The 25948-nt window shown below is 71.7% G+C and carries 24 protein-coding genes; 12 read left to right on the top strand and 12 right to left on the bottom strand.

Annotated features, from left to right (window positions below):
* The first annotated feature begins 97 nt into the window (after nucleotides 1-97).
* The 4 genes from BMY07_RS16410 to BMY07_RS16395 all read left to right on the top strand — a co-directional run bounded on the left by BMY07_RS16410 (nucleotide 98) and on the right by BMY07_RS16395 (nucleotide 5421).
* Nucleotides 98-946 carry a metallophosphoesterase family protein gene (locus BMY07_RS16410; RefSeq protein WP_177215611.1) on the top strand — a complete coding sequence of 283 codons (849 nt, stop codon included), beginning with the start codon at nucleotides 98-100 and terminating at the stop codon, nucleotides 944-946.
* 226 nt (nucleotides 947-1172) lie between these two features.
* On the top strand, nucleotides 1173-1649 hold the full coding sequence (locus BMY07_RS16405) for a hypothetical protein (protein WP_092779048.1): 477 nt from the start codon (nucleotides 1173-1175) through the stop codon (nucleotides 1647-1649).
* A gap of 300 nt (nucleotides 1650-1949) precedes the next feature.
* Complete coding sequence (locus tag BMY07_RS16400; protein WP_092779046.1) at nucleotides 1950-4448, top strand: DEAD/DEAH box helicase; 2499 nt, start codon at nucleotides 1950-1952, stop codon at nucleotides 4446-4448.
* A 148-nt stretch (nucleotides 4449-4596) separates the two neighbouring features.
* The gene (locus tag BMY07_RS16395; protein WP_092779044.1) at nucleotides 4597-5421 is read left to right on the top strand and encodes an NUDIX domain-containing protein; all 825 of its coding nucleotides are present in this window, start codon (nucleotides 4597-4599) and stop codon (nucleotides 5419-5421) included.
* Between the two features lie 68 nt (nucleotides 5422-5489).
* On the opposite strand, the gene BMY07_RS16390 is transcribed toward BMY07_RS16395, so the two are convergent.
* Entirely contained in the window at nucleotides 5490-6029 is a 540-nt protein-coding gene (locus BMY07_RS16390) for a superoxide dismutase (protein ID WP_092779042.1), read from the bottom strand.
* A gap of 104 nt (nucleotides 6030-6133) precedes the next feature.
* Entirely contained in the window at nucleotides 6134-6568 is a 435-nt protein-coding gene (locus tag BMY07_RS16385) for an FxsA family protein (RefSeq protein ID WP_245782419.1), read from the bottom strand.
* Between the two features lie 516 nt (nucleotides 6569-7084).
* Between BMY07_RS16385 and gltB the strand changes: the two genes are divergently transcribed.
* On the top strand, nucleotides 7085-11605 hold the full coding sequence (gene gltB, locus BMY07_RS16380) for a glutamate synthase large subunit (protein ID WP_092779040.1): 4521 nt from the start codon (nucleotides 7085-7087) through the stop codon (nucleotides 11603-11605).
* Entirely contained in the window at nucleotides 11598-13064 is a 1467-nt protein-coding gene (locus BMY07_RS16375; RefSeq protein ID WP_092779038.1) for a glutamate synthase subunit beta, read from the top strand. The genes gltB and BMY07_RS16375 overlap by 8 nt, the downstream gene beginning before the upstream one ends.
* 100 nt (nucleotides 13065-13164) lie before the next feature.
* Here BMY07_RS16375 and BMY07_RS16370 read toward each other — a convergent pair whose 3' ends face one another.
* Complete coding sequence (locus BMY07_RS16370) at nucleotides 13165-13854, bottom strand: hypothetical protein (RefSeq protein WP_143073516.1); 690 nt, start codon at nucleotides 13852-13854, stop codon at nucleotides 13165-13167.
* A gap of 236 nt (nucleotides 13855-14090) precedes the next feature.
* On the opposite strand from BMY07_RS16370, the gene BMY07_RS34385 reads away from it, so the two are divergent.
* Entirely contained in the window at nucleotides 14091-14258 is a 168-nt protein-coding gene (locus tag BMY07_RS34385; protein ID WP_177215603.1) for a hypothetical protein, read from the top strand.
* A 79-nt stretch (nucleotides 14259-14337) separates the two neighbouring features.
* On the opposite strand, the gene BMY07_RS16365 is transcribed toward BMY07_RS34385, so the two are convergent.
* From BMY07_RS16365 to BMY07_RS16345, 5 genes are all read right to left on the bottom strand, one after another.
* Nucleotides 14338-14817, bottom strand: coding sequence for a DUF7933 domain-containing protein (locus BMY07_RS16365; RefSeq protein ID WP_092779034.1), 480 nt, complete (start codon nucleotides 14815-14817; stop codon nucleotides 14338-14340).
* Between the two features lie 149 nt (nucleotides 14818-14966).
* The gene (locus BMY07_RS16360; protein ID WP_143073515.1) at nucleotides 14967-15485 is read right to left on the bottom strand and encodes a DUF7933 domain-containing protein; all 519 of its coding nucleotides are present in this window, start codon (nucleotides 15483-15485) and stop codon (nucleotides 14967-14969) included.
* Between the two features lie 140 nt (nucleotides 15486-15625).
* Nucleotides 15626-17026, bottom strand: coding sequence for a dihydrolipoyl dehydrogenase (gene lpdA / locus BMY07_RS16355; protein WP_092779030.1), 1401 nt, complete (start codon nucleotides 17024-17026; stop codon nucleotides 15626-15628).
* A 46-nt stretch (nucleotides 17027-17072) separates the two neighbouring features.
* On the bottom strand, nucleotides 17073-17639 hold the full coding sequence (locus tag BMY07_RS16350) for a hypothetical protein (protein ID WP_092779028.1): 567 nt from the start codon (nucleotides 17637-17639) through the stop codon (nucleotides 17073-17075).
* Nucleotides 17640-17831: 192 nt separating this feature from the next.
* On the bottom strand, nucleotides 17832-18143 hold the full coding sequence (locus BMY07_RS16345) for an iron-sulfur cluster biosynthesis protein (protein WP_092779026.1): 312 nt from the start codon (nucleotides 18141-18143) through the stop codon (nucleotides 17832-17834).
* A gap of 430 nt (nucleotides 18144-18573) precedes the next feature.
* On the opposite strand from BMY07_RS16345, the gene BMY07_RS16340 reads away from it, so the two are divergent.
* The 5 genes from BMY07_RS16340 to BMY07_RS16320 all read left to right on the top strand — a co-directional run bounded on the left by BMY07_RS16340 (nucleotide 18574) and on the right by BMY07_RS16320 (nucleotide 21571).
* Nucleotides 18574-19047, top strand: coding sequence for an ANTAR domain-containing protein (locus tag BMY07_RS16340; RefSeq protein WP_143073514.1), 474 nt, complete (start codon nucleotides 18574-18576; stop codon nucleotides 19045-19047).
* Between the two features lie 92 nt (nucleotides 19048-19139).
* Nucleotides 19140-19589 carry a hypothetical protein gene (locus tag BMY07_RS16335; RefSeq protein ID WP_092779022.1) on the top strand — a complete coding sequence of 150 codons (450 nt, stop codon included), beginning with the start codon at nucleotides 19140-19142 and terminating at the stop codon, nucleotides 19587-19589.
* On the top strand, nucleotides 19586-20377 hold the full coding sequence (locus BMY07_RS16330; RefSeq protein ID WP_092779020.1) for a SigB/SigF/SigG family RNA polymerase sigma factor: 792 nt from the start codon (nucleotides 19586-19588) through the stop codon (nucleotides 20375-20377). The genes BMY07_RS16335 and BMY07_RS16330 overlap by 4 nt, the downstream gene beginning before the upstream one ends.
* A 61-nt stretch (nucleotides 20378-20438) precedes the next feature.
* Complete coding sequence (gene ku, locus BMY07_RS16325) at nucleotides 20439-21386, top strand: non-homologous end joining protein Ku (RefSeq protein WP_092779018.1); 948 nt, start codon at nucleotides 20439-20441, stop codon at nucleotides 21384-21386.
* Complete coding sequence (locus BMY07_RS16320; protein WP_092779016.1) at nucleotides 21383-21571, top strand: hypothetical protein; 189 nt, start codon at nucleotides 21383-21385, stop codon at nucleotides 21569-21571. Before ku ends, BMY07_RS16320 begins: the two co-directional genes overlap by 4 nt.
* 105 nt (nucleotides 21572-21676) lie before the next feature.
* On the opposite strand, the gene BMY07_RS16315 is transcribed toward BMY07_RS16320, so the two are convergent.
* The 4 genes from BMY07_RS16315 to gcvT all read right to left on the bottom strand — a co-directional run bounded on the left by BMY07_RS16315 (nucleotide 21677) and on the right by gcvT (nucleotide 25901).
* Complete coding sequence (locus BMY07_RS16315; protein ID WP_092779014.1) at nucleotides 21677-23050, bottom strand: L-serine ammonia-lyase; 1374 nt, start codon at nucleotides 23048-23050, stop codon at nucleotides 21677-21679.
* Nucleotides 23051-23116: 66 nt separating this feature from the next.
* The gene (locus tag BMY07_RS16310) at nucleotides 23117-24397 is read right to left on the bottom strand and encodes a serine hydroxymethyltransferase (protein WP_092779012.1); all 1281 of its coding nucleotides are present in this window, start codon (nucleotides 24395-24397) and stop codon (nucleotides 23117-23119) included.
* Nucleotides 24397-24780 (bottom strand): glycine cleavage system protein GcvH, encoded by a 384-nt coding sequence (gene gcvH, locus BMY07_RS16305; protein ID WP_092779010.1) that lies wholly within the window; start codon nucleotides 24778-24780, stop codon nucleotides 24397-24399. The genes BMY07_RS16310 and gcvH overlap by 1 nt, the downstream gene beginning before the upstream one ends.
* Nucleotides 24781-24800: 20 nt before the next feature.
* Nucleotides 24801-25901, bottom strand: a complete 1101-nt coding sequence (gene gcvT / locus BMY07_RS16300) for a glycine cleavage system aminomethyltransferase GcvT (RefSeq protein ID WP_092779008.1) — start codon at nucleotides 25899-25901, stop codon at nucleotides 24801-24803.
* Nucleotides 25902-25948 lie beyond the last annotated feature (47 nt).

Genomic DNA, 25948 nt, shown 5'->3' with positions numbered 1-25948 from the left:
GAGGTAAGAGCGCGCAAGCACCGGGCGAGGTAGGACAAGGCAGGTGGGTTCGGCGGAGACGCGCGTCTCCCCCACGCGCGCACCGGTTGGTGGAAAGATCGACCGGGTGGGCACTCTCCTGGCGATCAGCGACCTGCACATCTCCTACGCGGAGAACCGCGAGATCGTGCGCGGTCTGCGCCCGGAGTCGGCCGACGACTGGCTGATCGTCGCGGGCGACGTGGCCGAGCAGGTGGCGGACGTGGAGTGGGCGCTGGGGCTGTTGGCGGAGCGGTTCGCGCGGGTGGTGTGGACGCCGGGCAACCACGAGCTGTGGACGATGCCCGCCGACGCCGTGCAGGCGCGCGGGGTGGCGCGGTACGAGGCGTTCGTCGAGATGTGCCGCCGGATCGGGGTGGTGAGCCCGGAGGACGAGTACGCGGTGTGGGAGGGCGAGGACGGCCCGGTCACGGTGGCGCCGCTGTTCCTGGGCTACGACTACACGTTCCGCCCGGAGGGTGCCGAGAACAAGGCGCAGGCGTTGGAGATCGCGCACGCCAGCGGGGTGGTCTGCACCGACGAGTACTACCTGCACTCCGACCCGTACCCGAGCAGGGACGACTGGTGCCGGGCGCGGGTCGCCGAGACCGGGGCGAGGCTGGCGGCCGCCGCCGACCCGGCCGCGCCGTTCGTGCTGGTCAACCACTACCCGACGGTGCGGGAGCCGACCAGGGTGCTGCGGTACCCGGAGTTCGCCCAGTGGTGCGGCACGGAGTTGACCGCGGACTGGCACACCCGGTTCCCGACCGCGGTGATGGTGTACGGCCACCTGCACATCCCGCGGATCACGCATTACGACGGGGTGCGGTTCCAAGAGGTGTCGTTGGGCTACCCGAGGGAATGGCGCAGGCACGGCCACCCGCACGGTCTCCTGCGCAAGGTGCTCAGCGCGAGCGAGCGCGTCTAGGGTCGAACGTTCCCAATTCCCGCCGTAGTCACCTCAGCGGACCGGTACAGATGGTCTGACCTGCGGCGTAGCCACCGCTGTGTGGTCGGTATCACGCTGGGGTTATGCCCGGTTGAGATGAGTCCAGCCGGTTTCCGTCACCCATCCTGGTGAACGACAGTCGACGGCCGGGCAACCAGGCCAGTACCAGGGCACTCCGGACGGCGACGGCGAAAGGTGGCTCGCCATGACCGCGGCGGAACTGTCCGACCTGCGCGCGCTGGACGGGGGCGTGGACCTCACGCCCGTGTTCGACGTGCCGGACTACCGGAGACGATTGGGCTGGCCGGTGGACGGCGACGCGGGCAACGCGTACCTCGACCTCGGCGCGGACCAGATCGGCGGCCTGCGGATGCGGGCCGGGCTCGGCGCCGAGGTGCAGTGGTGGCTGCGCCTGCGGATGCTGGCGGGCCCGGTGCTCGCGGTGCCCGGCAAGCGCACCGAGTGGACGTTCCTCACCCAGCCCATCCCGGACGAGCACCACCGCAGGCCCCTGCCCCCCGGTGTGGAGCCGGTGACCACCCGGGTCCTGCTCCCCACCGCGCAGACCGACCGCACGGTCGCGTTCTGGGCCACCGCCCCGGACGTCGAACACCCCAGCCTCCCCCTGTTCACCTCCGTGATCGGCGCCGTCCGAAGCGTCCTCTACGGGCACAGGTTCTGATTCCTCCCGCCACCCGCCCCCTCATCCCCGCCCGGCACCGTCCCCGGCTCGGCCGCGGACGTCGCCTGCCTCGTTCCCGACCCGCACTGACCGGTAGCTGTTCCCCCTGGGCCACCGGCGGCCCGCCGCGCACCCCTGCGACGCACACGCGTCGCGCGGCGGACCGCCAGTCCCCGCGCGCGACGCCCACACCGCCCCCTGCCGGTGTGGGCGTCGCGCTGCGCGTCCAGCCCCGGTTGCCGCGCCGCCGGACGGCCGGTGCGCGCCGGGGGTGGGGTGGGCCGGCACGATCGACACACCATGACGCTCACCGCGCGGCTGCCCGCCTCCCCCGACCCGGATGCCCTGTTCGACGCGTTCGCCTCCTGGGCGGCCGATCAGGGGTTGTCGCTGTACCCGGCCCAAGAGGAGGCGTTGATGGAGATCGTCTCCGGGGCCAACGTCATCCTCAGCACCCCGACCGGGTCCGGCAAGAGCCTGGTGGCGACCGGCGCGCACTTCACCGCGCTCGCGCACGGGCAGCGGACGTTCTACACCGCGCCGATCAAGGCGCTGGTGTCGGAGAAGTTCTTCGCGCTGTGCGAGACCTTCGGCGCCGAGAATGTCGGCATGATGACCGGCGACTCCAGCGTCAACGGGTCGGCGCCGATCATCTGCTGCACGGCGGAGATCCTGGCCAACATCGCGTTGCGCGACGGCGCGGCCGCCGAGGTCGGCCAGGTCGTGATGGACGAGTTCCACTTCTACGCCGAGCCAGACCGCGGCTGGGCGTGGCAGATCCCGCTGATCGAGCTGCCGAGGGCGCAGTTCGTGCTGATGTCGGCGACCCTGGGCGATGTCACCCGGTTCAAGGACGACCTGACCAGGCGCACCGGTCGGGACACCGCGGTGGTTACCTCGGCGCAGCGGCCGGTCCCGCTGCTGTACTCGTTCGGGATGACCTCGCTGACCGAGGCGCTGGAGGAGCTGCTCGGCACCAACCAGGCGCCGGTATACGTCGTGCACTTCACCCAGGCCGCGGCGCTGGAGCGGGCGCAGGCGCTGATGAGCATCAACGTGTGCACGCGCGAGGAGAAGGAGCGGATCGCGGCGCTGATCGGCGACTTCCGGTTCTCCTCCGGGTTCGGCAAGACGCTGTCGCGGCTGGTGCGCCACGGCATCGGGGTGCACCACGCGGGCATGCTGCCCAAGTACCGGCGGCTGGTGGAGCGCCTCGCCCAGGCCGGGCTGATGAAGATCGTCTGCGGCACCGACACCCTGGGCGTCGGGATCAACGTGCCGATCCGCACGGTCGTGTTCACCGCGCTGTCGAAGTACGACGGGGTGCGGACCAGGATCCTCAAGGCGCGCGAGTTCCACCAGATCGCGGGCCGGGCCGGGCGGGCGGGCTACGACACGCTGGGCACGGTGCTGGTGCAGGCGCCGGAGCACGTGATCGAGAACGAGAAGTCGCTGGCGAAGCTGGGCGACGACCCGAAGAAGCGGCGCAAGTTCGTCCGCAAGAAGCCGCCGGAGGGGATGGTGTCGTGGGGGCTGCCGACCTTCGAGCGGCTGCGCGACGCCGAGCCGGAGCCGCTGACCTCCAGCTTCCAGGTGAGCCACTCGATGCTGCTCAACGTGATCGGCCGCCCCGGTGACGCGTTCGCCGCGATGCGCCACCTGCTGGAGGACAACCACGAGGACCGGGCCGCGCAGCGCCGCCACATCCGCCGCGCCATCGCGATCTACCGCGGGCTGCTGGAGTCCGGTGTGGTGGAGAAGCTCGACGAGCCCGACGAGCAGGGCCGCCGGGTGCGGCTGACCGTCGACCTGCAGTTCGACTTCGCGCTCAACCAGCCGCTGTCGCCGTTCGCGCTGGCCGCGGTGGAACTGCTCGACCGCGAGTCGCCGTCCTACCCGCTGGATCTGCTGTCCATTGTGGAGTCCACGCTGGACGATCCGAGGCAGGTGCTCTCCGCGCAGGCGCACAAGGCGCGCGGCGAGGCCGTGCAGGCGATGAAGGCCGAGGGCATCGAGTACGACCAGCGGATGGAGCTGCTGGAGGCGGTCACCCACCCCAAGCCGCTGGCGGAGCTGCTCGGGCCGATGTTCGAGACCTACCGGCGCGGGCACCCGTGGGTCGGCGACCACCAGCTCTCGCCCAAGTCGGTGGTGCGGGACATGTACGAGCGGGCGATGACGTTCACCGAGTACGTGTCGTTCTACGCGCTGGCGCGCTCGGAGGGCCTGGTGCTGCGCTACCTCGCCGACGCCTACCGCGCGGTGCGCCAGACCGTGCCGGACGAGGCGAAGACCGAGGAGGTCGCCGACCTGATCGAGTGGCTGGGCGAGCTGGTCCGCCAGGTCGACTCCAGCCTGCTCGACGAGTGGGAGAAGCTCACCAACCCCACCGAGGACGGCCAGGCCCCGGTCGACACGGCGCCGCCCGCGGTCACCACGAACACGCGCGCGTTCCGCGTCCTGGTGCGCAACGCGCTGTTCCACCGCGTGCAACTGGCCGCCCGCCGCGACTACACCGCCCTCGGCGACCTCGACGGCGACGCGGGCTGGGACGCCGAGGCGTGGGCCGACGCACTGGACCCGTACTACGACCTGCACAGCCAGATCGGCGTCGGCCCGGACGCCCGCGGCCCGGCGCTGCTGATCATCGAGCAGGAAGCCGAGCGCTGGCTGGTCCGGCAGATCTTCGAGGACCCGGCGGGCGACCACGACTGGGGCTTCACCGCCGAGATCGACCTGACCGCCTCCGACGAGGCAGGCGCGGCCGTCGTGCACATCACCGCAGTCGGTGAGTTGTGACAGCCGGGGGATGTGACACTCGGGGCCGCGGTACCCGAGGTGGGGCAGGCCGGGCTGATCCCGGTGGCGGCTCTCCCGGAGGACCGGTGCGTCGGCGGGTGATCGTCGGCGCGCTCCCCTAGGGTGCCCGGCGACAGGGAGGTGTCGCATGAGCAGGGGTGACGGGGACCGTGTGGTCCTTTGTGGGCAGGGGCACGAGCACTGGGGCGAGCACGGCGCGGCCGGGTTGTTGCCGGTCGCCGAGGGGCACGTCCTGCTGCAGGAGCGCGGCGGCGGCATCAGCGGGAGCGGGACGTGGGGGATGTTCGGCGGGGCGCGGGACAGCCACGAGGACACCATCACCGCGGCGCTGCGGGAGGCGGGCGAGGAGAGCACGCTGGACCCGGCGCTGGTGCGCCCGTTCGGTGTGGTCGTGGAGGACCACGGGGGGTGGACCTACGAGACGGTGATCGCCTCGGCCGCCTCGCGGTTCCCGGTGGACCCGGTGTCGGACGAGACCGCCGGGGTGGCGTGGGTGCCGGTCGACGGGGTGACGGACCTGCCGCTGTTCGGCCCGTTCGCGGCGAACTGGACGCGGCTGCGGGAGTGCCTGGCGCCGCGGGTGCTGGTGGTGGACTGCGCGAACGTCATGGGCTCGCGCCCGGACGGCTGGTGGCGCGACCGAGCGGGCGCGGCGGCCCGACTGCGGGACCGACTGGCCGCGGCTGACGGCTTCCCGGGCCTGCCGCCGTTCGACCTGGCCTACCCGGAGATCATCCTGGTGGTGGAGGGCCAGGCGAAGCGCACCACGGCCGTCCCCGGCGTCGAGGTCGTCTCCGCCGACCACAACGGCGACGACAAGATCGTCGAGGTCGCCCAGGCCCACCCCGGCGCCCTGGTGGTCACCGCCGACCGGGAACTCCGCACCCGCTGCACCGCGGTGGGCGCGTCCTTCATCGGCCCCGGCTGGCTCCAGGAGCGCCTACCGGACTGAGCGGGGACGAAGGCCGGGGACGCGGTGCGGCCCCGGCCTTGCTCCGTCATCCCTAACGGAAGGCCGGGTCAGCGGAACCGGGCGTTGACGCAGGCCAGGCGGGGGCCCGCGGTGCCCGCCTCGCCGGGGCCGGTGTGGGTGTGCTCGTTGTGGATGATGACGGCGGCGGCCGGGCGGTCGCCGAAGCGCCACAGGACGTTGGCGATCGCGATGGCGGAGCCCTTGTCGTCGGTGGCGAAGTCGAGCCAGATCTCGTTGCGGGGGTTGGCGTAGGCGGGGTCGACCGAGGGCTGCACCGGGTCGGCCTGGTCCTGGAAGTGGGGACCGGCGTCGGCGGGGTTGGGGCCGCAGGGCTTGACGTGGACGTGGGCGCCGTAGTGCCGGTACGGCAGCAGGCCGTGCACCCACAGCAGCACGCTCGTCTTGCGGCCGGTCGCCAGCGGGACGACCGCGACCCTGGCGCCGACCGGCACCTTCTGCACGTCGTAGGTGACCGCCTTGGCGCCCTCGCGCCAGGTCTCGAACACGCCGTGCCCGGTGGCCGACGCGGGAACCGCGGCCAGCGCCGCCAGTGCCGCGGCCGCCACCACGCTCAGTAGTTTTCGCATGGCCCGATCCTCACCGTTGCCGGCGGCGGCCCACCCCCCACTGGCAAGGGGATCACCTCAACAGGTGAACAATTGGTCTAGACCTCAATCGGACAAACCGGTCCTCACCGCTCGACAGTGCCCTGGATGACCGTCGGGGCGACCGCGTCGGGGTCGACCACCACCGAGTCGACCACGATCACCGGCCGGGACCGCTCCGCGCGCCGGATGATCCGGTTGCGCAGCAGCGCCCTGGTCGGCGGCAGCAGCAACAGCAGCGCCAGCACGTCGCTGATGAACCCGGGCAGCACCACCAGCACGCCCGCCGCGGCGATCAGCATGCCGTCGACGACCTCGCGCTCGGGCGTCCGGCGCAGGAACACCGCCTCGCGCAGCGCGGCCAGCGTGCGGGTGCCCTCCCGGCGCAACAGGAAGCCGCCGAGCAGGGTCGCCGCGATGAGCAGACCGATGGTGGGCAGCACGCCGATGGCGCTCCCGACCGAGACCATCACGGTGATCTCGGCGGCCACTGCCAGCAGGACGATCAACAGGATGGGCACTTCCGACTCCTCGGCCAACGGGCTATTTCACTGGATATCCCTCTAACGCACCAACTGCCCGAATTGCTCCCCCGCACCATCGCCGCAGGTCAGAGCGCGTGTCGACGACGATACGCCGGTCAAGACCACGTGGTGTTCACCACGGGGGCCGCTTGGCCTATCCCGGATACGCCGAGTTCACACTATTGTCATGAGAACCCCGGACGACCCCGGGTAGCCCCACCGCGCGGGTGACGGCACGACTCCGCACCGGAGAACCGACCGCCGGACCCGCGACCCAGGCCGCACGACGAGGTGCGCTGCCACCCCCGTGCCGCGGCAGTCCGCGGCACGACATCCCGCACGACGAGGTGCGCCCACCGCCCGAGCCCGGGCGAAGCCGTCTTTTCACACCGCACCGTTTCGAGGCGCGGCACCGGGCCCACGCGCGGCTGGTGTCGTGCGCCCCCCGCCCGCCCAGCCGCTCGAGAGCACGCCCGTGTGCGCGCATCCAGAGCACTGGGAGGGCCGCTAGTCATGACGACCCGCCAAGACCACCGCGAAGGTGGTCTCTACGACGAGCAGTACGAGCACGACGCTTGCGGGGTCGCCTTCGTGGCCGACCTCGCGGGCCGCCGAGACCATGGCATCGTCGCCAAAGCACTCGTCGCCCTGCGCAACCTCGAACACCGCGGTGCCCGTGGCGCCGAGCCCGACACCGGCGACGGCGCGGGCATCCTGATCCAGGTCCCCGACGCCTTCTACCGGGACGTCACCGGTTTCGCCCTGCCCGACCCCGGTGCGTACGCGGTCGGCACGGCGTTCCTGCCGACCGACGAGGCCGCGCGCGCCGAGGTGGTCGCGACCGTCGAGGCGATCGCGGCCGAGGAGGGCGCGGTCGTGCTGGGCTGGCGCGAGCTCCCGGTCGACCCCGAGCACACCGGCGCTTCCGCGCTGGCCGTGATGCCGTACTTCTCGCAGCTGTTCCTGGCCGCCGCGGACGGTGTCGACGGACTCGCCCTGGAGCGCCTGGCCTTCTGCGTGCGCAAGCGCGCCGAGCACGCCTCGGACGTGTACTTCGCCTCGCTGTCGGCACGGACGATCGTCTACAAGGGGATGCTCACCGAGCCGCAGGTCGAGTCGTTCTTCCCCGACCTGTCCGACGAGCGGGTGACCAGCTCGATCGGCCTGGTGCACTCCCGGTTCTCCACCAACACCTTCCCGTCGTGGCCGCTGGCGCACCCGTACCGCTACGTCGCGCACAACGGCGAGATCAACACCCTGCGCGGCAACCGGAACTGGATGGACGCCCGCGAGTCGATGCTCGCCAGCGACCTGATCCCCGGTGACCTCAAGCGGATCTACCCGGTGATCACCCGCGGCGCCAGCGACTCGGCGTCCTTCGACGAGGTGCTGGAGCTGCTGCACCTGGGCGGCCGCAGCCTGCCGCACGCGGTGCTGATGATGATCCCCGAGGCGTGGGAGAACCACACCGAGATGGACCCGGCGCGCCGGGCGTTCTACCAGTTCCACTCGACGCTGATGGAGCCGTGGGACGGGCCCGCGCTGGTGGCCTTCACCGACGGCACCCAGATCGGTGCCGTGCTCGACCGCAACGGGCTGCGCCCGGCCCGCTACTGGGTGACCGAGGACGGCCTGGTGGTGCTGGCCAGCGAGGTCGGCGTGCTCGACATCGACCCGACCACCATCGTGCGCAAGGGTCGGCTGGAGCCGGGCCGGATGTTCCTGGTGGACACCGCCGCGGGCCGGGTGGTCGACGACGAGGAGATCAAGGGCGAGCTGGCCGCGGCGCACCCGTACGGCGAGTGGGCCGCCAAGGGCCTGCTGCCGTTGGCGCAGCTGCCCGCCCGGGCGCGCGAGGTCCCCACGCACTCCTCGCTCGTGCGCAGGCAGCAGGCGTTCGGCTACACCGAGGAAGAGCTGACCCTGCTGCTGGAGCCGATGGCGCGCACCGGTGCCGAGCCGATCGGGTCGATGGGCAACGACGCCCCGCTGGCCCCGCTCTCGCGCGCGCAGCGGCCGCTGTTCGACTACTTCAGCCAGCTGTTCGCCCAGGTGACCAACCCGCCGCTGGACGCGATCCGCGAGGAGCTGGTGACCTCGCTGGGCACCCAGCTCGGCGCGGAGCCGAACCTGCTGGCGGGTACGGCCGAGTCGTGCCGGCGGATCACGCTGCCGTTCCCGGTGCTGGACAACGACGAGCTGGCCAAGATCGCGCACGCCGACGACGACGGCGACCTGCCGGAGTTCCGGTCGGTCACCGTGCACGGCCGCTTCGACGTCGACGGCGGCGGTGACGCGCTGCGCGAGCAGCTCGACGAGATCCGCGCCCGGGTGTCGCGGGAGATCCGCGCGGGCGCCAGGGTCGTGGTCCTGTCCGACCGCGGCGTGGACGACGAGCTCGCCCCGATCCCGTCGCTGCTGCTGGTCGGCGCGGTGCACCAGCACCTGGTGCGGGAGAAGACGCGCAGCCAGGTGAGCCTGGTCGTGGAGTCCGGCGACGCGCGCGAGGTGCACCACGTGGCGCTGCTGATCGGCTACGGCGCGTCGGCGGTGAACCCGTACCTGGCGATGGCGACCGTGGAGGACATGGCCAGGCGCGGCCTCATCCGAGGGGCGATCGACCCGCATACGGCGGCCCGCAACCTGATCAAGGCGCTGGGCAAGGGCGTGCGCAAGACCATGTCCAAGATGGGTGTGTCCACTGTGGCCTCTTACCACGGTGCGCAGATCTTCGAGGCGCTCGGCCTCGGCTCGGAGGTGGTCGACACCTGCTTCACCGGCACCACCTCGCGGCTGGGCGGCATCGGTTTCGACGTGCTGGCCGAGGAGGTGCGGCAGCGGCACGCGGTGGCCTTCCCGGTCGGCGGTGTGCACGCCGACCACCGCGAACTGGCCGTGGGCGGCGACTACCAGTGGCGGCGCGAGGGCGAGCCGCACCTGTTCAACCCGGAGACGGTGTTCAAGCTCCAGCACTCCACCAGGGCCGGGCGCTACGAGGTGTTCAAGGACTACACCCGGCTCGTCGACGACCAGTCCGCGGCGCTCAAGACGCTGCGCGGGCTGTTCGCGTTCCGGGAGGGCGTGCGGCCGCCGGTGCCGATCGACGAGGTCGAGCCGGTCAGCGAGATCGTCAAGCGGTTCGGCACCGGTGCCATCTCCTACGGCTCGATCTCGCGGGAGATGCACGAGACGCTGGCGATCGCGATGAACCGGTTGGGCGCCAAGTCCAACACCGGCGAGGGCGGCGAGGACTCCGACCGGCTCTACGACCCCGCTCGGCGGTCGGCCATCAAGCAGGTCGCCTCCGGCCGGTTCGGCGTCACCAGCGAGTACCTGGTCAACGCCGACGACATCCAGATCAAGATGGCGCAGGGCGCGAAGCCGGGCGAGGGCGGCCAGCTGCCGGGCACCAAGGTGTACCCGTGGATCGCCAAGACCCGGCACTCCACCCCGGGCGTCGGGCTGATCTCCCCGCCGCCGCACCACGACATCTACTCCATCGAGGACCTCGCCCAGCTCATCCACGACCTCAAGAACGCCAACCCGGCGGCCCGCATCCACGTGAAGCTGGTGTCCGAGGTGGGCGTCGGCACGGTCGCCGCGGGGGTCTCCAAGGCGCACGCGGACGTGGTGCTGATCTCCGGGCACGACGGCGGCACCGGCGCGTCGCCGCTGTCGTCGATCAAGCACGCCGGTGGCCCGTGGGAGCTCGGCCTGGCCGAGACCCAGCAGACGCTGCTGGCCAACCGGTTGCGCGACCGGATCGTGGTGCAGACCGATGGCCAGCTCAAGACCGGTCGCGACGTCGTGGTCGCGATGCTGCTGGGCGCCGAGGAGTTCGGCTTCGCCACCGCGCCGCTGGTGGTGTCGGGCTGCGTGATGATGCGCGTGTGCCACCTCGACACCTGCCCGGTCGGCGTCGCGACGCAGAACCCGGTGCTGCGGGCCAGGTTCAGCGGCAAAGCCGAGTACGTGGTCAACTTCTTCGAGTTCATCGCCCAGGAGGTGCGGGAGTACCTGGCGGCGCTGGGCTTCCGCTCGATCCGGGAAGCGGTCGGGCACGCCGAACTGCTCGACACCCGGGGCGCGATCGACCACTGGAAGGCGGCCGGGCTCGACCTGACGCCGATCTTCTTCGTGCCGCCGCTGGAGCCGCGCGCGGCCCGGCACCAGACCGTCGCGCAGGACCACGGCCTGGCCAGGGCGCTGGACAACACGCTGATCCAGCTCGCCGAGGGCGCGCTGTCCTCAGGCGACAAGGTGCGGCTGGAACTGCCGGTGCGCAACGTGAACCGGACCGTGGGCACCATGCTCGGGTCCGAGGTGACCAAGCGCTGGGGCGGCGACGGCCTGCCCGACGACACCATCGACGTGACCTTCACCGGCACCGCGGGCCAGTCCTTCGGCGCGTTCCTGCCGCGCGGGGTGACGCTGCGGCTGGTCGGCGACGGCAACGACTACGTCGGCAAGGGCCTGTCCGGCGGCCGGATCACCGTGCGGCCGCACCCGGGGGCGCAGTTCGCCGCCGAGCAGCACGTCATCGCGGGCAACGTCATCGCCTACGGCGCGACCTCCGGCGAGGTGTTCCTGCGCGGCAAGGTCGGCGAGCGGTTCTGCGTGCGCAACTCCGGCGCGCTGGCCGTCGTCGAGGGCGTGGGCGACCACGCCTGCGAGTACATGACCGGCGGCCGCGTCGTGGTCCTCGGGCCGACCGGGCGCAACCTCGCGGCGGGCATGTCCGGCGGCATCGCCTACGTGCTCGACCTGAACCCGGCCAGGGTCAACCCGGAGATGGTGGACCTCGACCCGCTGTCGGTGGAGGACAACGACTTCCTGCGCGGGGTCGTGGCCAGGCACGTGGCCGAGACCGACTCCGCCGTCGGCCGGGCGCTGCTCGCGGACTGGGACAACGAGGTCAGCCGGTTCACCAAGGTGATGCCCACCGACTACAAGCGGGTGCTCGCCGCGCGCGCGGCCGCCGAGGCCGAGGGCCGCGACATCGACCAGGCGATCATGGAGGCCGCACATGGCTGACCCCAAGGGCTTTCTGACCACCAAGCGCGAGAACGCCAAGCACCGACCGGTGTTCCTCAGGCTCAAGGACTGGCGCGAGGTCTACGAGGAGTCCACCACAGCCGAGTTCAGGGCAGAGGCTGGTCAGAAGCAGGCCGGGCGGTGCATGGACTGCGGGATCCCGTTCTGCCACCAGGGTTGTCCGCTGGGGAACCTGATCCCCGAGTGGAACACGCTGGTGTGGCGGGAGGACTGGAAGCGGGCCGCCGACCGGCTGCACGCGACCAACAACTTCCCCGAGTTCACCGGCACGCTGTGCCCGGCGCCGTGCGAGTCGGCGTGCGTGCTGGGCATCAACGACGACCCGGTGTCGATCAAGCGGGTCGAGGTGTCGATCGTCGACCGGGCCTGGGACGAGGGCTGGATCACCCCGCAGGTGCCCGCGACCAGGACCGGCAAGAGGGTCGCCGTGGTCGGGTCCGGTCCGGCGGGGTTGGCCGCGGCGCAGCAGCTCAGCCGCGCGGGCCACGACGTGGTGGTCTTCGAGCGGGCCGACGCGGTGGGCGGATTGCTGCGGTACGGCATCCCGGAGTTCAAGATGGAGAAGGCGCGCCTCGACCGGCGGCTGGCGCAGATGCGCGCGGAGGGCACCGAGTTCCGCACGGGTGTCGATGTCGGCGTCGATGTCACCGCGGCGCAGTTGCGGGCGGAGTTCGACGCGGTCGTGCTGGCCGGTGGCGCTACCGCGTGGCGCGACCTGCCCATCCCGGGGCGTGAGCTGGCCGGGGTGCACCAGGCGATGGAGTACCTGCCGCCCGCGAACCGGGTGGCGGCCGGGACGCTCGACCGCTCCCCCATCCACGCCGAGGGCAAGCACGTGGTGGTCATCGGCGGCGGCGACACCGGCGCGGACTGCGTCGGCACCGCCCACCGGCAGGGCGCGGCGTCGGTGACGCAGCTGGAGATCATGCCCAAGCCGCCGGAGGCCAGGGCCGACGCGAACCCGTGGCCGACCTACCCGCTGCTGTACCGGGTGACCTCCGCGCACGAGGAGGGCGGTGAGCGGGTGTACTCGGTGTCGACCACGGAGTTCGTGGGTGACGCCGGGGGCGCCGTCCGCGCGCTGCGGCTCGCCGAGGTCGAGCTGGTCGACGGCCGGTTCACCCCGGTCGCGGGCTCCGAGCGGGAGATCCCGGCCGACCTGGTCACCCTGGCGATGGGCTTCGTCGGCCCGGAGAAGGGCGCGCTGCTCGCCGACCTCGGCGTCGACCTGGACCCCCGCGGCAACGTCGCCCGCGGCCAGGACTTCCAGACCTCGGTCGACGGCGTGTTCACCGCGGGCGACATGGGCCGCGGCCAGTCGCTGATCGTCTGGGCCATCGCCGAGGGCCGCTCCGCCGCGGCCGGGGTCGACGCGTACCTGACCCAGCGCTCGGTGCTGCCCCGCCCCATCGAGCCGACCGACCGGCCCCTGGTCTGAGGCTCGCCGTGGACAACGGCCCCGCGGGCAATGACGCTCGCGGGGCCGTTCTCGTGTCCTGCGCGGCCGCGCCCTCAGCAGGTGGGCACGGGTGGGAGGCCTACGGGGTCGGGTTCAGGTACGCCCGGGTCTCGCCGATCCGCACGTCACCGACGACGAGGCCGAACGCGGTCGACACGACGCGCACCGGGATCACCGTGATCTGGTTGCCCGCCAAGACCTGCTGATTGAGGTAGACGGTGACCGAGAGTCCGCTGACGGTCACCGGGATGGTCTGCGTGGGCAGGGCGCCGTTGAAGGTCTGGCCCGCGACCTGCAGGTTCTGGACGCTGACCGCGCCTGCCTTGACGACCGTCGTCGAGCCCTGGGTGACCGAGGCGGTGGCCGAGGAGCTGATCGAGTCCGCCGAGAGCAGCGCGGAGCCGAGCAGGCTGACCAGCGCGACGTCGGTGATGCCCGCGACCCCCGCGGCGGTGCGGGTGGTGGCGGTGTCGGTGAGCGAGGCCGAGGTGTTGATGGCGCCGAGGCTGCCCAGCACCGGAGCGGTCAGGTTCGGCAAGCCGGTGGTCTGGCTGGTGGGGACCACGTTGGTGACGTTGACGTTCGCCCTGGCGGCGGGCGGCAGGGGCGGCACCAGCAGGGGGACCACGGTGGCCTCGGCGCCGGTGGCGGTGGCGGATCCGTAGTAGGCGGGGGGTGCGGCGGCGGCGGGCTGGGCCAGCCCGACCACGGTCGCGCTCACCAGCGCGAGTGCGGCAGGCATCATCCAGCGTCGGGAGACACTGCGCATGACAGCTCCTCGATGTCGGGCCCGGAGTTGGGCCACGAAGATCATCGCCCGCCATTCGCCCGCCGTCTTCCGTACAGCGCACGTTCCAGCTGTTCAGCCGAACGTGTTCACTCGAATACCCTGTGTACGCGACGCACAGCCAGATGCACGCCCGTTCGCCCGTGCCCGCGTGCGGCTGAACGGGCGACGCCCACCCGGATGGTGCTGTCGACGGCCACGAACAGCACAATGTGGGCATGACCGAGCGATTCACCGACGAGGAGTTCGCGTTCCTCCGGCACGCCCGCTTCGGCGAACTGCCCGCGCGGGCGCGGCCCGAGGACCTTGTGACCCTCAAGGAAACCGACCCGGTCCCCGACTACGCCGACCTCGCCTACGACGCCCGCGAACGCGCCGAGGGCTGACCCGAGCGGGTCAGCCCTCGTGGTCGGCCTGACCGTCCGGAGTGGTCGTCCACTCCGGACACCGCATCGGCCTGCCCGGTCAGCTGGCGTTCGCTTCCTCGAAGTAGATCGAGGCGCAGCGGGCGGGAGGGGTGAGGCCGGTCAGGTTCTCGATGTCGTCGGCGCAGGTGGCTGAGGTGCCCTGGACCGCGGAGGTCACCGGGATGGTGATCGTGCACGATGCCTCCGCGGCGGCCAGGGTTCCCGTGACCGTGATGGTGCGGCCCGCGGGAGGGGTGGCGAGCACTGTCGCCGTGGTGCAGGTCGTTGTGGGTGCTCCGGGCCGGGTGATGGTGGGCGGGAGCGTCAGCGCGAACGAGAACGGGGTCGCGGCCGGGGTGTCGGAGTTGGCGATGGTCAACGTCAGCGTCCGCGTGCTGCCCGCCGCGGCCGCTCGCACGCTGTAGGCCGCGTCGAGCCCCGCCTGGGGCGCGGCGAGAGCCGGTTGGGCACCCGCGACGAGCGTGGTCGACGTGGTCACCGCGAGGGCGGCGATCAGGAATCGGCGCGAACTGGACATCGAGGTTCACCTCTCACCTGGTGGCCGGGGGCAGTGCTTCCCTCTGGCGAGTACCCCGTCCACCCCGCCCGCCGCCGTCCCCGGTGGACGTCGCATCCGGACAGGTGGCGTTTTTCACCCGCCCGGGCAAGCAAGCCCGGCGGTACGGGTCAGGAGGCGTACGGCTCCGCGAAGTAGATCGAGGCGCAGGTCGCGGGCGGGGTGAGACCGGCGAGGTCGGCGAGGTCACCGGAGCACGTGGTGTAGACGCCCTCGTCCGACGCGGTCAGCGGGATCGTGACCGTGCAGGTCGACGTGGGGCTGGTCATGGTGCCGTCGACGTAGCGGACGTCGGCCACCAGGGCCGCGCGGCCACCGGGGATCCCGCCGCCGGGATCGGTGGGAGGCGTGTCGGAGATCGTGGTGTCGGTGCAGGTGCTGGTCTCGCCACCGAGCGGCATCGTCCCGGTCGGCAGGGTCAGGGTGAAGGAGAAGGTGAACGTGCTCGGGATATCGGAGTTGGTCAGCGTGAAGACCAGGTTCCGGGGCTTGTTGTGGGCCGAGGCCGCCACCGAGAAGGCGGCCGACATCCCGGGTAGGACCGCTGCGGAAGCGGGTTGGGCGGTTGCCACCAGTGCGGACAGTGCGATGGCCGTGGACAGAACGCGACGCGTGGTCGACGAAGGCATGGCGGGTCGCTCCTCGATTCGGGGACGTGCCGTGCCCGTCGAGTACCCGCTCGCCGCCACGCCCGCCGTCCAACCAGGACTTTCACCCGGACGAGGGCCACCCGGTCCGCGATCGGCGGGCGACCGCGGACCGGGGCCGATCACATGTTGATCATGTGTCCGGCCAGCCCGTGGATCGCTTCCTTGACGGCCTCGCCGAGGGTGGGGTGGGCGTGGACGTTGCGGGCCACCTCGTGCACGGTCAGGTCCCACTGCTGGGCCAGGGTCAGCTCGGGCAGCAGCTCGGTGACCTCGGGGCCGATGAGGTGACCGCCCAGCAGCTCGCCGTGGGTCTTGTCGCTGATCAGCTTCACGAAGCCGACCGGGTCGCCGAGGCCGTGCGCCTTGGCGTTGGCGGTGAACGGGAACTTGGCGACCTGGACGTCGTAGCCCTTCTCTCGGGCCTGGGCCTCGGTGTAGCCGAAGCTGGCGACCTGCGGCTGGCAGTAGGTTGCGCGCGGGATCATCACGTAGTCCAGTTCCATGGTCTCCGCGCCCGCGATGGTCTCCGCGGCGATGACCCCCATGGACTCGGCCGCGTGCGCCAGCATGAGCTTCGCGGTGACGTCGCCGATGGCGAAGATGTGGTCGACCGAGGTGCGGCAGAAACCGTCGATCTCGATGGCCTTGCGCTCGGTGAGCTTGACGCCGGTGTTCTCCAGACCATAACCGTCGACCCGCGGCGCGAACCCGATGGCCTGCAACACCTTGTCGGCCTCGATGACGTCGCTGGTGCCGCCCTTGGACACGGTGACCTTGACCTTGGCGCCGGAGTCGTCGATGGACTCCACCTTCGTGCCGACCCGCACCTCGATGCCGAGCTTCTTGTACCGGCGCAGCAGTTCCTTGGAGACCTCCTCGTCCTCCAAGGGCACCACGCGGTCGAGGAACTCGACGATGGTCACCCGCACGCCGTAGTTGTGCAGCACGTAGGCGAACTCGACGCCGATGGCGCCCGCGCCCGCGATGACGATGCTCTCCGGCAGCGTGTCCGAGAGGATCTGCTCCTCGTAGGTGACCACGCGCTCGGACAGCGACGTGCCCGGCAGCAGGCGGGTGGTGGCGCCGGTGGCGATGATCGCGTTGCCGAAGGTCACCGTCTCGGTGCCGCCATCGGAGAGGGCGACCTCGATGGTGTTGGCGTCGCGGAAGGTGCCCCACCCGTTGTACTGGGTGATGCCGTTCTTCTTCATCAGGTAGTGCACGCCCTTGACGCGGCCGTCGGCCACGGTGCGGGAGCGCTGGAAGGCGGCGCCGTAGTCGAGGCTGATCGAGCCGTCGACCTGGATGCCGAACGTCTTGGTCTCGTGCTGGATGATGTGCGCCAGCTCCGCGTTGCGCAGGAGGGCCTTGGAGGGGATGCAGCCGACGTTGAGGCAGACACCGCCCCAGTAGCGCTCCTCGATGATCGCGGTCTTGAGGCCGAGCTGGGTCGCCCGGATCGCCGCGACGTACCCGCCCGGTCCCGCGCCGACGACCACGACGTCGAAGTGTGTGCTCATGGCCCCCACGATATTCGCCCGCGCGGGGTGGTCGCCCACGCAGGGCTCAGCCGCCCACGGCGATCCCGCCCGGGGTGTCGGACGCCACTGCCAGACCGAGCACACCGGCCAACCGCGGCCGGGTCCTGATCCGCCGCTCCCCCGCCGCGAGCACCTCGGCGATGTCGGCGACCACGTCGGGCCGGGCCAGCGAGCCGGGCCCGACGTGGTCACCGGGTACCGCGATCACGGTCGTCGGGACGCCGGTCTCCTCGCGCACGCGCCCCTGGCCGACGAGCACCAGGCCGCGCACGATCTCCGGGAACTCCGCGACGACCCGGCAGGCCACCTCGGTCAGCGCCGTGTGCGCCACGACCTGGGTCCTGGTAGCGCGGTCGGCCAGCGTTTCCAGCACGTCCTCGAGCCGGTCGAGCGAACCCGCGCCACCGGCCTGCGGCGGCACCGCGCACCAGGCGACCTGGTACAGCTGCTCCAACGGGCGCCAGGCATCGGGCAGCTCCCGCGGCCGCGTCGCCGACGGGCTCAGCACCACGACCGCGGGACCGTAGTCCAGCCCGCGCCACAGCGGTGCCTTCGCCGACGAGACCAAAGCCAACCGGTTGCTGCGTGCCATGAGCGCCTCCCGAGTCCGATCCACCCCATTTCGGGTTACCCGGGTGGGGTGGTTTCAATCACTCGATAGCGCAGATCACAGCCCTGCTGCGCGTTGAACGCAGCCCTGCTGTGCGTTGAACACAGCCGTGCCGCGCGAGAACGCGACCCCACGGCGGGAAAAACGGCCCCACCGCGCGCGTTCACGGCGCGGTCAGACCGGTTGGTCGTCCTCGGACTGGCGCAGCACCGCGAAGTTCAACTGGCCGTGCGGATCGGCCTGCACGTCGAGCACCTTGTCGGACAACAACTCGGCCGCGCCCGGCTCGAGGAACACGTGCGCCCCCGCGGGTCCGGTCACGACCTGGTCGCCCGCCACCGGTTCCGGCGCGAGCGCCACCGCGAGCGGCGTGCCCTCCACCTGCGGGGTCACCAGGGTGAACCGCAGCCCACCGGTCTCCTCGATGCCGTCCTGGGCCGTCAACGCGCTGATCGCGTCCGCAGCAGCCTCTGTCACCGCCAGCATGTCTGGCTCCTTTCCGTGTCACCTCGTCGTGCGGCTCGCGCACCCCACCGTAGGGGCGCCGGTGACGGCTCGCCGGACGGAGCCCGACCCGCCTTGTGCCCGCTTCGGCGTGATCTTTAGAGTGCTCCGGTAGCGGTTGAGCAAGCAGCCGCAGCACAGCCGGGGGCGACACCCAGGCAGACCCGCCCAGCGGCCCAGCCGCAGGGCACCGTCGCCGCCTGGCACTCGCGTGAAGCGAGGGGGCTGCGTGCTGCACGGCTCCCGCCTGTCCTGGCGGCCGGTCGTCGCCCGTGACGCGCCCCCTCGCCGATCGCGCCCCCCTTGTCGTCCCCCGAGGACACGGGGGATCGGCCGAGTGGACGTGGACCGGGAGGGAAGACCGCATGGGCACCGCGGTGCGAAGACCGCATAGGCGAGCCGGGGGGTGCCGGTGACGCCGGACCCGAACTCGCTGGTGGCCCAGTTGCAGTCCGAGTTGGACGGTCTGCGGCGCGCGCTGCGGACCAGGGCGACCATCGAGCAGGCCATGGGTGTGCTGGTGGTGCTGCGGCGGTGTTCGCCGAAGGAGGCGTTCGACGCGCTGGTGCGGCTCTCGCAGCAGTACAACACCAAGCTGCACCGGGTGGCGCACCTGGTGGTCGGCCTGTTCGCCGAGCCGTCGGTCGAGCCGCTGGACAGCTACCTGCGGCGCAACCTCGTCAGCGACGACCCCGTCGACACCGCCGCCGACCCGATCCGGTTGGACGTGGCGCTGCTCGACGCGGCGCGCGCTCTCGCCGAGGCGGGCCAGGAACGGGCCGAGGTGGACCAGGCGGTGCGCGACCTGCACCGGGTGCTGGTGGAGCAGGGCTGGGTCCCGCCTTACGACGTGCTGGGCCCGATCGCGGACGGGACCCGCGCCTAGGCGCGGGATCCGCCGGGCCCGCCACTCGAACGCGCAGGTGTCCTCGCAGGCGATTCGGGGTACGTGGTGCACATGACGCAGGCCCGGCGACGATGAGCGGTAGCAGCGACTCGTGGGCGGCGCCCGGCGCCGCGCCGGGGCCGCGGTCGGTCGGCGACCGCGTCCTGGTGCGGGTGCGCGCCGATTGGGCGAACCTCCCGGTGGTGCGGGAGGTCGCCGCGGCGGTGTCCACCGGGCTCGGTGACGGCCCGGACGGCGCCACCGACCTGATCCTCGCCGTCGACGAGGTGTGCGCGACGCTCATCGGGCTCGCCGCGCCGGGGGCGGTGGTGGACTGCGCGCTCGTGCGGCAGGCGGGCGCTCTGCGGGTGGAGGCCTCGGTGCTCGCCGCGACGGGCGCCGAGATCGATACCACCTCGTTCGGGTGGCGGGTGCTCGAGGCGCTCGCCGATAGTGTCGACTGCGGGGTGGGACCGGGGCCGGACGGGAGAGCGAACGTGCACATCAGCGTCGTGCGGGCCGAGACTGCGGGTGCCTGGTGAGCGCGGAGACCCCGACCGGCTCCTCCCACGAGTACAGCCACCTGGCGCCGTTGTTCGCCGAGCTGGTCTCGCTGGCGGAGGACGACGGCAGGCGGGAGGCGGTGCGCGACAAGCTGGTCACCGGGCACCTGGCGCTCGCCGAGCACATCGCGATGCGCTTCACCCACCGCGGCGTGGCCCGCGACGACCTCACCCAGGTCGCCACCGTGGGGCTGATCCACGCGGTCGACCGGTTCGACCCGGAGCGCGGCATCGACTTCCTGTCCTTCGCGGTGCCGACCATCATGGGCGAGGTCCGCCGGTACTTCCGCGACACCGCCTGGTCGGTTCGGGTGCCGCGCAGGCTCAAGGAGCTGCACCTGACCATCACCGCCGCGGGCAACGAGCTGTCCCAGCGGCTGGGCCGGGCGCCGACGCCCAGCGAGATCGCCGCCCACCTGGGGATGAGCCGCGAAGAGGTGTACGAGGGCCTGGAGGCCGGTCAGGTGTACCAGTCGGTGTCGCTCGACGAGGCGCTGTCCTCCGGCGACCCCGACTCCGACCCGCTGGCCGACACCCTCGGCGAGGACGACGCGGCGCTGCTGGGCATCGAGGACCACGAGTCGCTGCGGCCGCTGATCGAGCGGCTGCCGGAGCGGGAGCGGCGGATCCTGCTGCTGCGGTTCTTCAAGAACATGACCCAGACCCAGATCGCGGAGAAGATCGGCGTCTCGCAGATGCACGTGTCCCGGCTGCTGACCCGCACCCTGGAGACGCTGCGTGCCGGGCTGGTCACCGACGAGCGCTGAACAGGACTTTTCCGGTGTCCCTGGTCCACACTGGAGGCAGGGACACACCCGGGAGGCTGGCGTGGCGCGACCGATCTGGCACGGTGCGATCAACTTCGGGCTGGTCACGGTCCCGGTGGACATGTACGGGGCCACCGAGGACCACACGATCAGCTTCCGGCAGTTCGAGCGCGGCACGAGCGACCGGATCCGCTACAAGCGGGTCAACGAGCGCACCGGCGAGGAGGTCGCGTTCGCCGACATCGTCAAGGGCGCCGAGATCGGCGGCGGCGAGTACGTGATCATCGAGCCGGACGAGCTGGACGGGATCGCGCCGGGCCGCTCCCGCACCATCGACATCTCCTCGTTCGTGGCGCTGGAGGAGATCGACCCGATCCACTTCCAGAAGACGTACTGGCTGGCGCCGTCGAAGGAGGAGTACGGCAAGGCCTACGGGCTGCTCCTGCAGGCGATGCGCAAGACCAACCGCGCGGGGGTGGCGACGTTCGTCATGCGCGGCAAGGAGTACCTCACCGCGATCCGCGCCGGGGACGACGACCTGCTGCTGCTGACCACGATGCTGTTCGCCGAGGACCTGCGGGACCCGGCCAAGGAGCTCAAGTCGCTGCCGGAGATCACCCCGGCCCGCGGCAAGGAGCTGGACATGGCGATCTCGCTGGTGGACTCGATGACCGAGCAGTGGGACCCCAAGGAGTACCACGACACCTACACCGAGCGGGTCGAGAAGCTCATCGAGGACAAGAAGGCGGGCCGCGAGGTCGTCGTCGGCGAGGAGCCCAGCTCCCCCACCAAGGTCGTCGACCTGTTCGAGGCGCTGAGCAAGAGCGTGGAGAGCCGCAAGAATCGCCGGGGCACCCCGGGGTCCGCTACCGGCGGCGAGGACCTCGATACGCTCAGCAAGGCCGATCTGGACAAGATGGCCCGCGAACTGGACATCAAGGGCCGCTCCAAGATGACCCGCGACGAGCTCCAGAAGGCGGTGGCCGCGACGACGAGGAGGGCCTCATGACGTGCGCCGACTGCGCGGACGACCTGAGCCACTGCCACGGCACCCTGCTGCTGCCCGATGGCCTCCTCGGCACGGCCGAGTGCACCGACCCGTCCTGTGTGGACCTCGCCGCGGCCAGGCACCCGCTGGTCCTGGCCGAGCACGACCCGCTCCCCCAGGCCACCGAGGACTTCCTCGCGGCGTGAGCCAGGCCCCGCACCGGGATCACCCTCCAGGCGCGAGCGCGTCCGAGCGCTGAGGACTGCCGCGGTGGGCGGGCAGGCCGCCCACCGCGGTCAGCACTCGATGAGTCAGCACTCGATGACGTTGAGGGCCAGGCCGCCGCGGGCGGTCTCCTTGTACTTGGTGTGCATGTCGGCGCCGGTCTCGCGCATGGTCTTGATGACCTTGTCCAGGTGCACCACGTGGGTGCCGTCGCCGCGCAGGGCCATCCGGGAGGCGTTGATGGCCTTGGTGGAGCCGACCGCGTTGCGCTCGATGCAGGGGATCTGCACCAGGCCGCCGACCGGGTCACAGGTGAGCCCGAGGTGGTGCTCGAGGCCGATCTCGGCGGCGTTCTCGACCTGGGCGACGGTCCCGCCGAGCACGGCGGTCAGGCCTGCCGCGGCCATCGCGCAGGCGGAGCCGACCTCGCCCTGGCAGCCGACCTCGGCGCCGGAGATGGAGCCGGTCTCCTTGAGCACCACGCCGATCGCGGCGGCGGTGAGCAGGAAGTCGACCACACCGTCCTCGTTGGCCACCGACAGGAAGCGGGTGTAGTAGTGCAGGACGGCGGGGATGATGCCCGCGGCGCCGTTGGTGGGGGCGGTGACCACACGGCCACCCGAGGCGTTCTCCTCGTTGACGGCCAGGGCGAACAGGCTCACCCAGTCCATCACGTACAGCGGGTCGCCCGCGCCGTCCTCCTCCAGCAGCTTGTCGTGCAGCGCCTTGGCGCGGCGGGGGACCTTGAGGCCGCCGGGCAGCACCCCGTCCTGCTCGCAGCCCCTGGTGACGCAGTCCTGCATGACCTGCCAGATGTGCAGCAGGCCGGAGCGGACCTCGGCCTCGGTGCGCCACACCAGCTCGTTGGCGAGCATGACCTGCGCGACGGACTTGCCGCTGTTCTCGCAGTGGGTCAGCAGGTCGGCCGCGGAGCGGAACGGGAACGGCACCGGGGTGGTGTCGGCGGAGATGACCGGGCCGTCCGCCGCGGTCTCGTCCAGCACGAAGCCGCCGCCGACCGAGTAGTACGTGCGGCGCGAGAGCTCGGTGCCCGCGGCGTCCCAGGCGGCGAAGGTCATGCCGTTGGGGTGCAGCGGCAACGACTTGCGCCGGTGCATCACCAGGTCGTCGTCCTCGGTGAAGGCGATCTCGTGGCTGCCGAGCAGCCGGATCCGGCCGCTGCGCCTGATCTCGGCGACCCGGACCGGCACCGAGTCGGTGTCGACGTCCTCCGGGCGCGCGCCCTCCAACCCGAGCAGCACCGCCTTGTCGCTGCCGTGGCCGTGTCCGGTGGCGCCGAGCGAGCCGAACAGCTCGGTGCGCACCCTGGCCACCCCCGGCAGCGCCCCGGCGGCCCGCAGCCCGTCGACGAACATCAGGGCGGCCCGCATCGGGCCGACCGTGTGCGAACTCGAGGGGCCGATGCCCACGCTGAACAGGTCGAAGACGCTGACCGCCACGACAATCCTCCTTCTTCGGCCACCGGGGCCGCGCCGGGTTCTCGGCGCGGCACCCGGGGCGGTCGATCAGCCCAGCTCCGGGTAGAGCGGGCGGCGGCGCACCAGCGTGGCGACGCGCTCGCGCAGCGCCGCACCGGTGGCCTCGTCGAGCTCGGGCCGCAGCGCGACCGCGATGATGTCGGCGACCTCGGCGAAGTCCTCGGCGTCGAAGCCGCGGGTGGCCAGCGCCGGGGTGCCGATGCGCAGCCCGGAGGTGATCATCGGCGGCCGCGGGTCGAACGGGACCGCGTTGCGGTTGACCGTGATCCCGATCGAGTGCAGCCGGTCCTCACCCTGTTGCCCGTCGAGCTGCGAGTCGACCAGGTCGACCAGCACCAGGTGCACGTCGGTGCCCCCGCTGAGCACCTTCACCCCGGCCGCGGCGGCGTCCGGCGCGGAGAGCCGGTCGGCCAGGATCCTGGCGCCCTCGAGCACCCGGCGCTGCCGCTCGGCGAACTCCTCGGAGGCGGCGATCTTGAACGCCACCGCCTTGGCCGCGATCACGTGCTCGAGCGGACCGCCCTGCTGGCCGGGGAACACCGCCGAGTTGACCTTCTTGGCCAGCTCCTTGGTGCAGAGCACCACACCGCCGCGCGGACCGCCGAGGGTCTTGTGCGTGGTGGTGGTGACCAGGTGCGCGTGCGGCACCGGGTTCGGGTGCAGACCGGCGGCGACCAGCCCGGCGAAGTGCGCCATGTCGACCATGAGCAGCGCCTCGACCGAGTCGGCGATGCGGCGGAACTCGGCGAAGTCGAGGGTGCGCGGGTAGGCGGACCAGCCCGCGACGATCAGCTTCGGGTTGTGCTCCTTGGCCAGCCGCTCGACCTCGGCCATGTCGACCCGGCCGGTCTCCTTGTCGACGTGGTAGGCCACCACGTTGTACAGCTTGCCGGAGAAATTGATCTTCATCCCGTGCGTCAGGTGCCCGCCGTGCGCCAGGTCCAGCCCGAGGATGGTGTCGCCCGGCTTGAGGACGGCGAACATGGCCGCGGCGTTGGCCGAGGCCCCCGAGTGCGGCTGCACGTTGGCGTGCTCGGCGCCGAAGAGGGCCTTGACCCGGTCGATGGCCAGCTGCTCGACGACGTCGACGTGCTCGCAGCCGCCGTAGTAGCGGCGGCCGGGGTAGCCCTCGGCGTACTTGTTCGTCAGCACCGAGCCCTGCGCCTCGAGCACCCCGACCGGGGCGAAGTTCTCCGAGGCGATCATCTCCAGCGTCGACTGCTGGCGGCGCAGCTCGTCGTCGACCGCGGCGGAGATCTCCGGGTCGACCTCGGCCAGCCGCTGCCCGAACGTGGGTGTCCCTGCCATCAGCCCTCCTTGGTGTGCTCGGCGTACGCGGCGGCGTCGAGCAGCTCGGGCTCGCCGTCGACGCGGACGCGGACGCGGAAGAGCCAGCCGTCACCGAACGGGTCGGTGTTGACCAGCTCGGGGGTGTCCACGACCGCCTCGTTGATCTCCACGACCACGCCGTCGGCAGGCGCGAACAGGTCGGAGACGGACTTGGTGGACTCGATCTCGCCGCACGCCTCACCCGTGGTCAACGTGGCGCCCACCTCGGGCAGCTGCACGTACACCACGTCACCGAGCGCGTCGGCGGCGTACTTGGTCACGCCGACCGTGGCCGCGGCGGGGTCGCCGAGGTCGACCCACTCGTGGTCGGTGGTGTAGCCGAGGTTCTCCGGGTTGCTCATTGGTTCTCGATCTCCAGGTTTCAGGCTTGACGCTGGTAGAAGGGCAGCTTGACGACCTCGACCGGCGCGCTGGTGCCGCGGATGTCCACGGTGAGCGCGGTGCCCGGCTCGCTGACCGCGACCGGCACGTAGGCCATCGCGATCGGGTGGCCGAGCGTCGGCGAGAGCGCGCCGCTGGTGACCGTACCGACCTGCGCCCCGGCACCGTCGAGCACCGCGTACCCGTGTCGGGGGGCGCGCTTGCCGGAACCGACCAGGCCGACCAGCACCTTGGTCTCCACGTCGGCGTCGCGGCGGCGCTCCAGCGCCTCCTTGCCGACGAACCCGCCTGCCTTGTCGAACTTCACGACCCGGCCGAGACCGGCGTCGAACGGGGTGAACGAGGCGCTGAGCTCGTTGCCGTAGAGCGGCATCCCGGCCTCGAGCCGCAGCGTGTCGCGGCAGGCCAGCCCGGCGGGCAGCAGCCCGTGCTCCTGCCCGGCCTCGGTGAGCAGCCGCCACACCTCGGGTGCCCTGGCACCGTCCACATAGACCTCGAAGCCGTCCTCGCCGGTGTAGCCGGTGCGGGCGAGCAGGATGTCGATGCCGCCGATGGCCGAGGGCACGCTGGCGTAGTAGGCGAGCGCGTCGAGGTCGGCGTCGGTGACCGAGCCGATGATGGCGGTGGAGGTCGGGCCCTGGACCGCGATCAGCGCCAGCTCCGCGGAGCGGTCGTTGACCTCGACGGCGAACCCGTCGGCCCGCTCGCGCAGCGCGGCGGCCACCGTGGCGGCGTTGGAGGCGTTGGCCACGACCATGAACCTGTCGGCGGCCAGCCGGTAGACGACCAGGTCGTCGAGCACGCCGCCCTCGGCGTCGCAGATCATCGTGTAGCGGGCCTTGCCCGGCTTGACCGCGGACAGCTTGCCGACGAGCGCGAAGTCCAGCGCCTGGGCCGCCTCCGGACCGGTCAGCTCGATCTCGCCCATGTGGCTGAGGTCGAACAGGCCGGAGGCGGTGCGGACCGCCTTGTGCTCGGTGAGCTCGCTGCCGTAGCGCAGGGGCATCGACCAGCCTGCGAAATCGGTGAACGAGGCACCGAGCGCCTCGTGCACCGAGTGCAGCGGGGAGGGGGTGCTCATGGAAGTCGGGTCTCCTTCGGCGCGCTGGGAACAGTGCTGTCCGCAGC

It is taken from the genome of Actinokineospora terrae (assembly GCF_900111175.1).
GTDB classification, from domain to species: domain Bacteria; phylum Actinomycetota; class Actinomycetes; order Mycobacteriales; family Pseudonocardiaceae; genus Actinokineospora; species Actinokineospora terrae.
This window is presented reverse-complemented; position numbering and strand designations above follow the sequence as displayed.

What these genes read in the sequence shown, in the direction of transcription:
- BMY07_RS16405 (WP_092779048.1), top strand. Translation starts at nt 1,173, where the DNA reads ATGACCGCGGCGGAACTGTCCGACCTGCGCGCGCTGGACGGGGGCGTG.
- BMY07_RS16400 (WP_092779046.1), top strand. Translation starts at nt 1,950, where the DNA reads ATGACGCTCACCGCGCGGCTGCCCGCCTCCCCCGACCCGGATGCCCTG.
- BMY07_RS16395 (WP_092779044.1), top strand. Translation starts at nt 4,597, where the DNA reads ATGAGCAGGGGTGACGGGGACCGTGTGGTCCTTTGTGGGCAGGGGCAC.
- BMY07_RS16390 (WP_092779042.1), bottom strand. Translation starts at nt 6,029, where the DNA reads ATGCGAAAACTACTGAGCGTGGTGGCGGCCGCGGCACTGGCGGCGCTG.
- gltB (WP_092779040.1), top strand. Translation starts at nt 7,085, where the DNA reads ATGACGACCCGCCAAGACCACCGCGAAGGTGGTCTCTACGACGAGCAG.
- BMY07_RS16375 (WP_092779038.1), top strand. Translation starts at nt 11,598, where the DNA reads ATGGCTGACCCCAAGGGCTTTCTGACCACCAAGCGCGAGAACGCCAAG.
- BMY07_RS16370 (WP_143073516.1), bottom strand. Translation starts at nt 13,854, where the DNA reads ATGCGCAGTGTCTCCCGACGCTGGATGATGCCTGCCGCACTCGCGCTG.
- BMY07_RS34385 (WP_177215603.1), top strand. Translation starts at nt 14,091, where the DNA reads ATGACCGAGCGATTCACCGACGAGGAGTTCGCGTTCCTCCGGCACGCC.
- BMY07_RS16365 (WP_092779034.1), bottom strand. Translation starts at nt 14,817, where the DNA reads ATGTCCAGTTCGCGCCGATTCCTGATCGCCGCCCTCGCGGTGACCACG.
- BMY07_RS16360 (WP_143073515.1), bottom strand. Translation starts at nt 15,485, where the DNA reads ATGCCTTCGTCGACCACGCGTCGCGTTCTGTCCACGGCCATCGCACTG.
- lpdA (WP_092779030.1), bottom strand. Translation starts at nt 17,026, where the DNA reads ATGAGCACACACTTCGACGTCGTGGTCGTCGGCGCGGGACCGGGCGGG.
- BMY07_RS16350 (WP_092779028.1), bottom strand. Translation starts at nt 17,639, where the DNA reads ATGGCACGCAGCAACCGGTTGGCTTTGGTCTCGTCGGCGAAGGCACCG.
- BMY07_RS16345 (WP_092779026.1), bottom strand. Translation starts at nt 18,143, where the DNA reads ATGCTGGCGGTGACAGAGGCTGCTGCGGACGCGATCAGCGCGTTGACG.
- BMY07_RS16335 (WP_092779022.1), top strand. Translation starts at nt 19,140, where the DNA reads ATGAGCGGTAGCAGCGACTCGTGGGCGGCGCCCGGCGCCGCGCCGGGG.
- BMY07_RS16320 (WP_092779016.1), top strand. Translation starts at nt 21,383, where the DNA reads ATGACGTGCGCCGACTGCGCGGACGACCTGAGCCACTGCCACGGCACC.
- BMY07_RS16310 (WP_092779012.1), bottom strand. Translation starts at nt 24,397, where the DNA reads ATGGCAGGGACACCCACGTTCGGGCAGCGGCTGGCCGAGGTCGACCCG.
- gcvH (WP_092779010.1), bottom strand. Translation starts at nt 24,780, where the DNA reads ATGAGCAACCCGGAGAACCTCGGCTACACCACCGACCACGAGTGGGTC.
- gcvT (WP_092779008.1), bottom strand. Translation starts at nt 25,901, where the DNA reads ATGAGCACCCCCTCCCCGCTGCACTCGGTGCACGAGGCGCTCGGTGCC.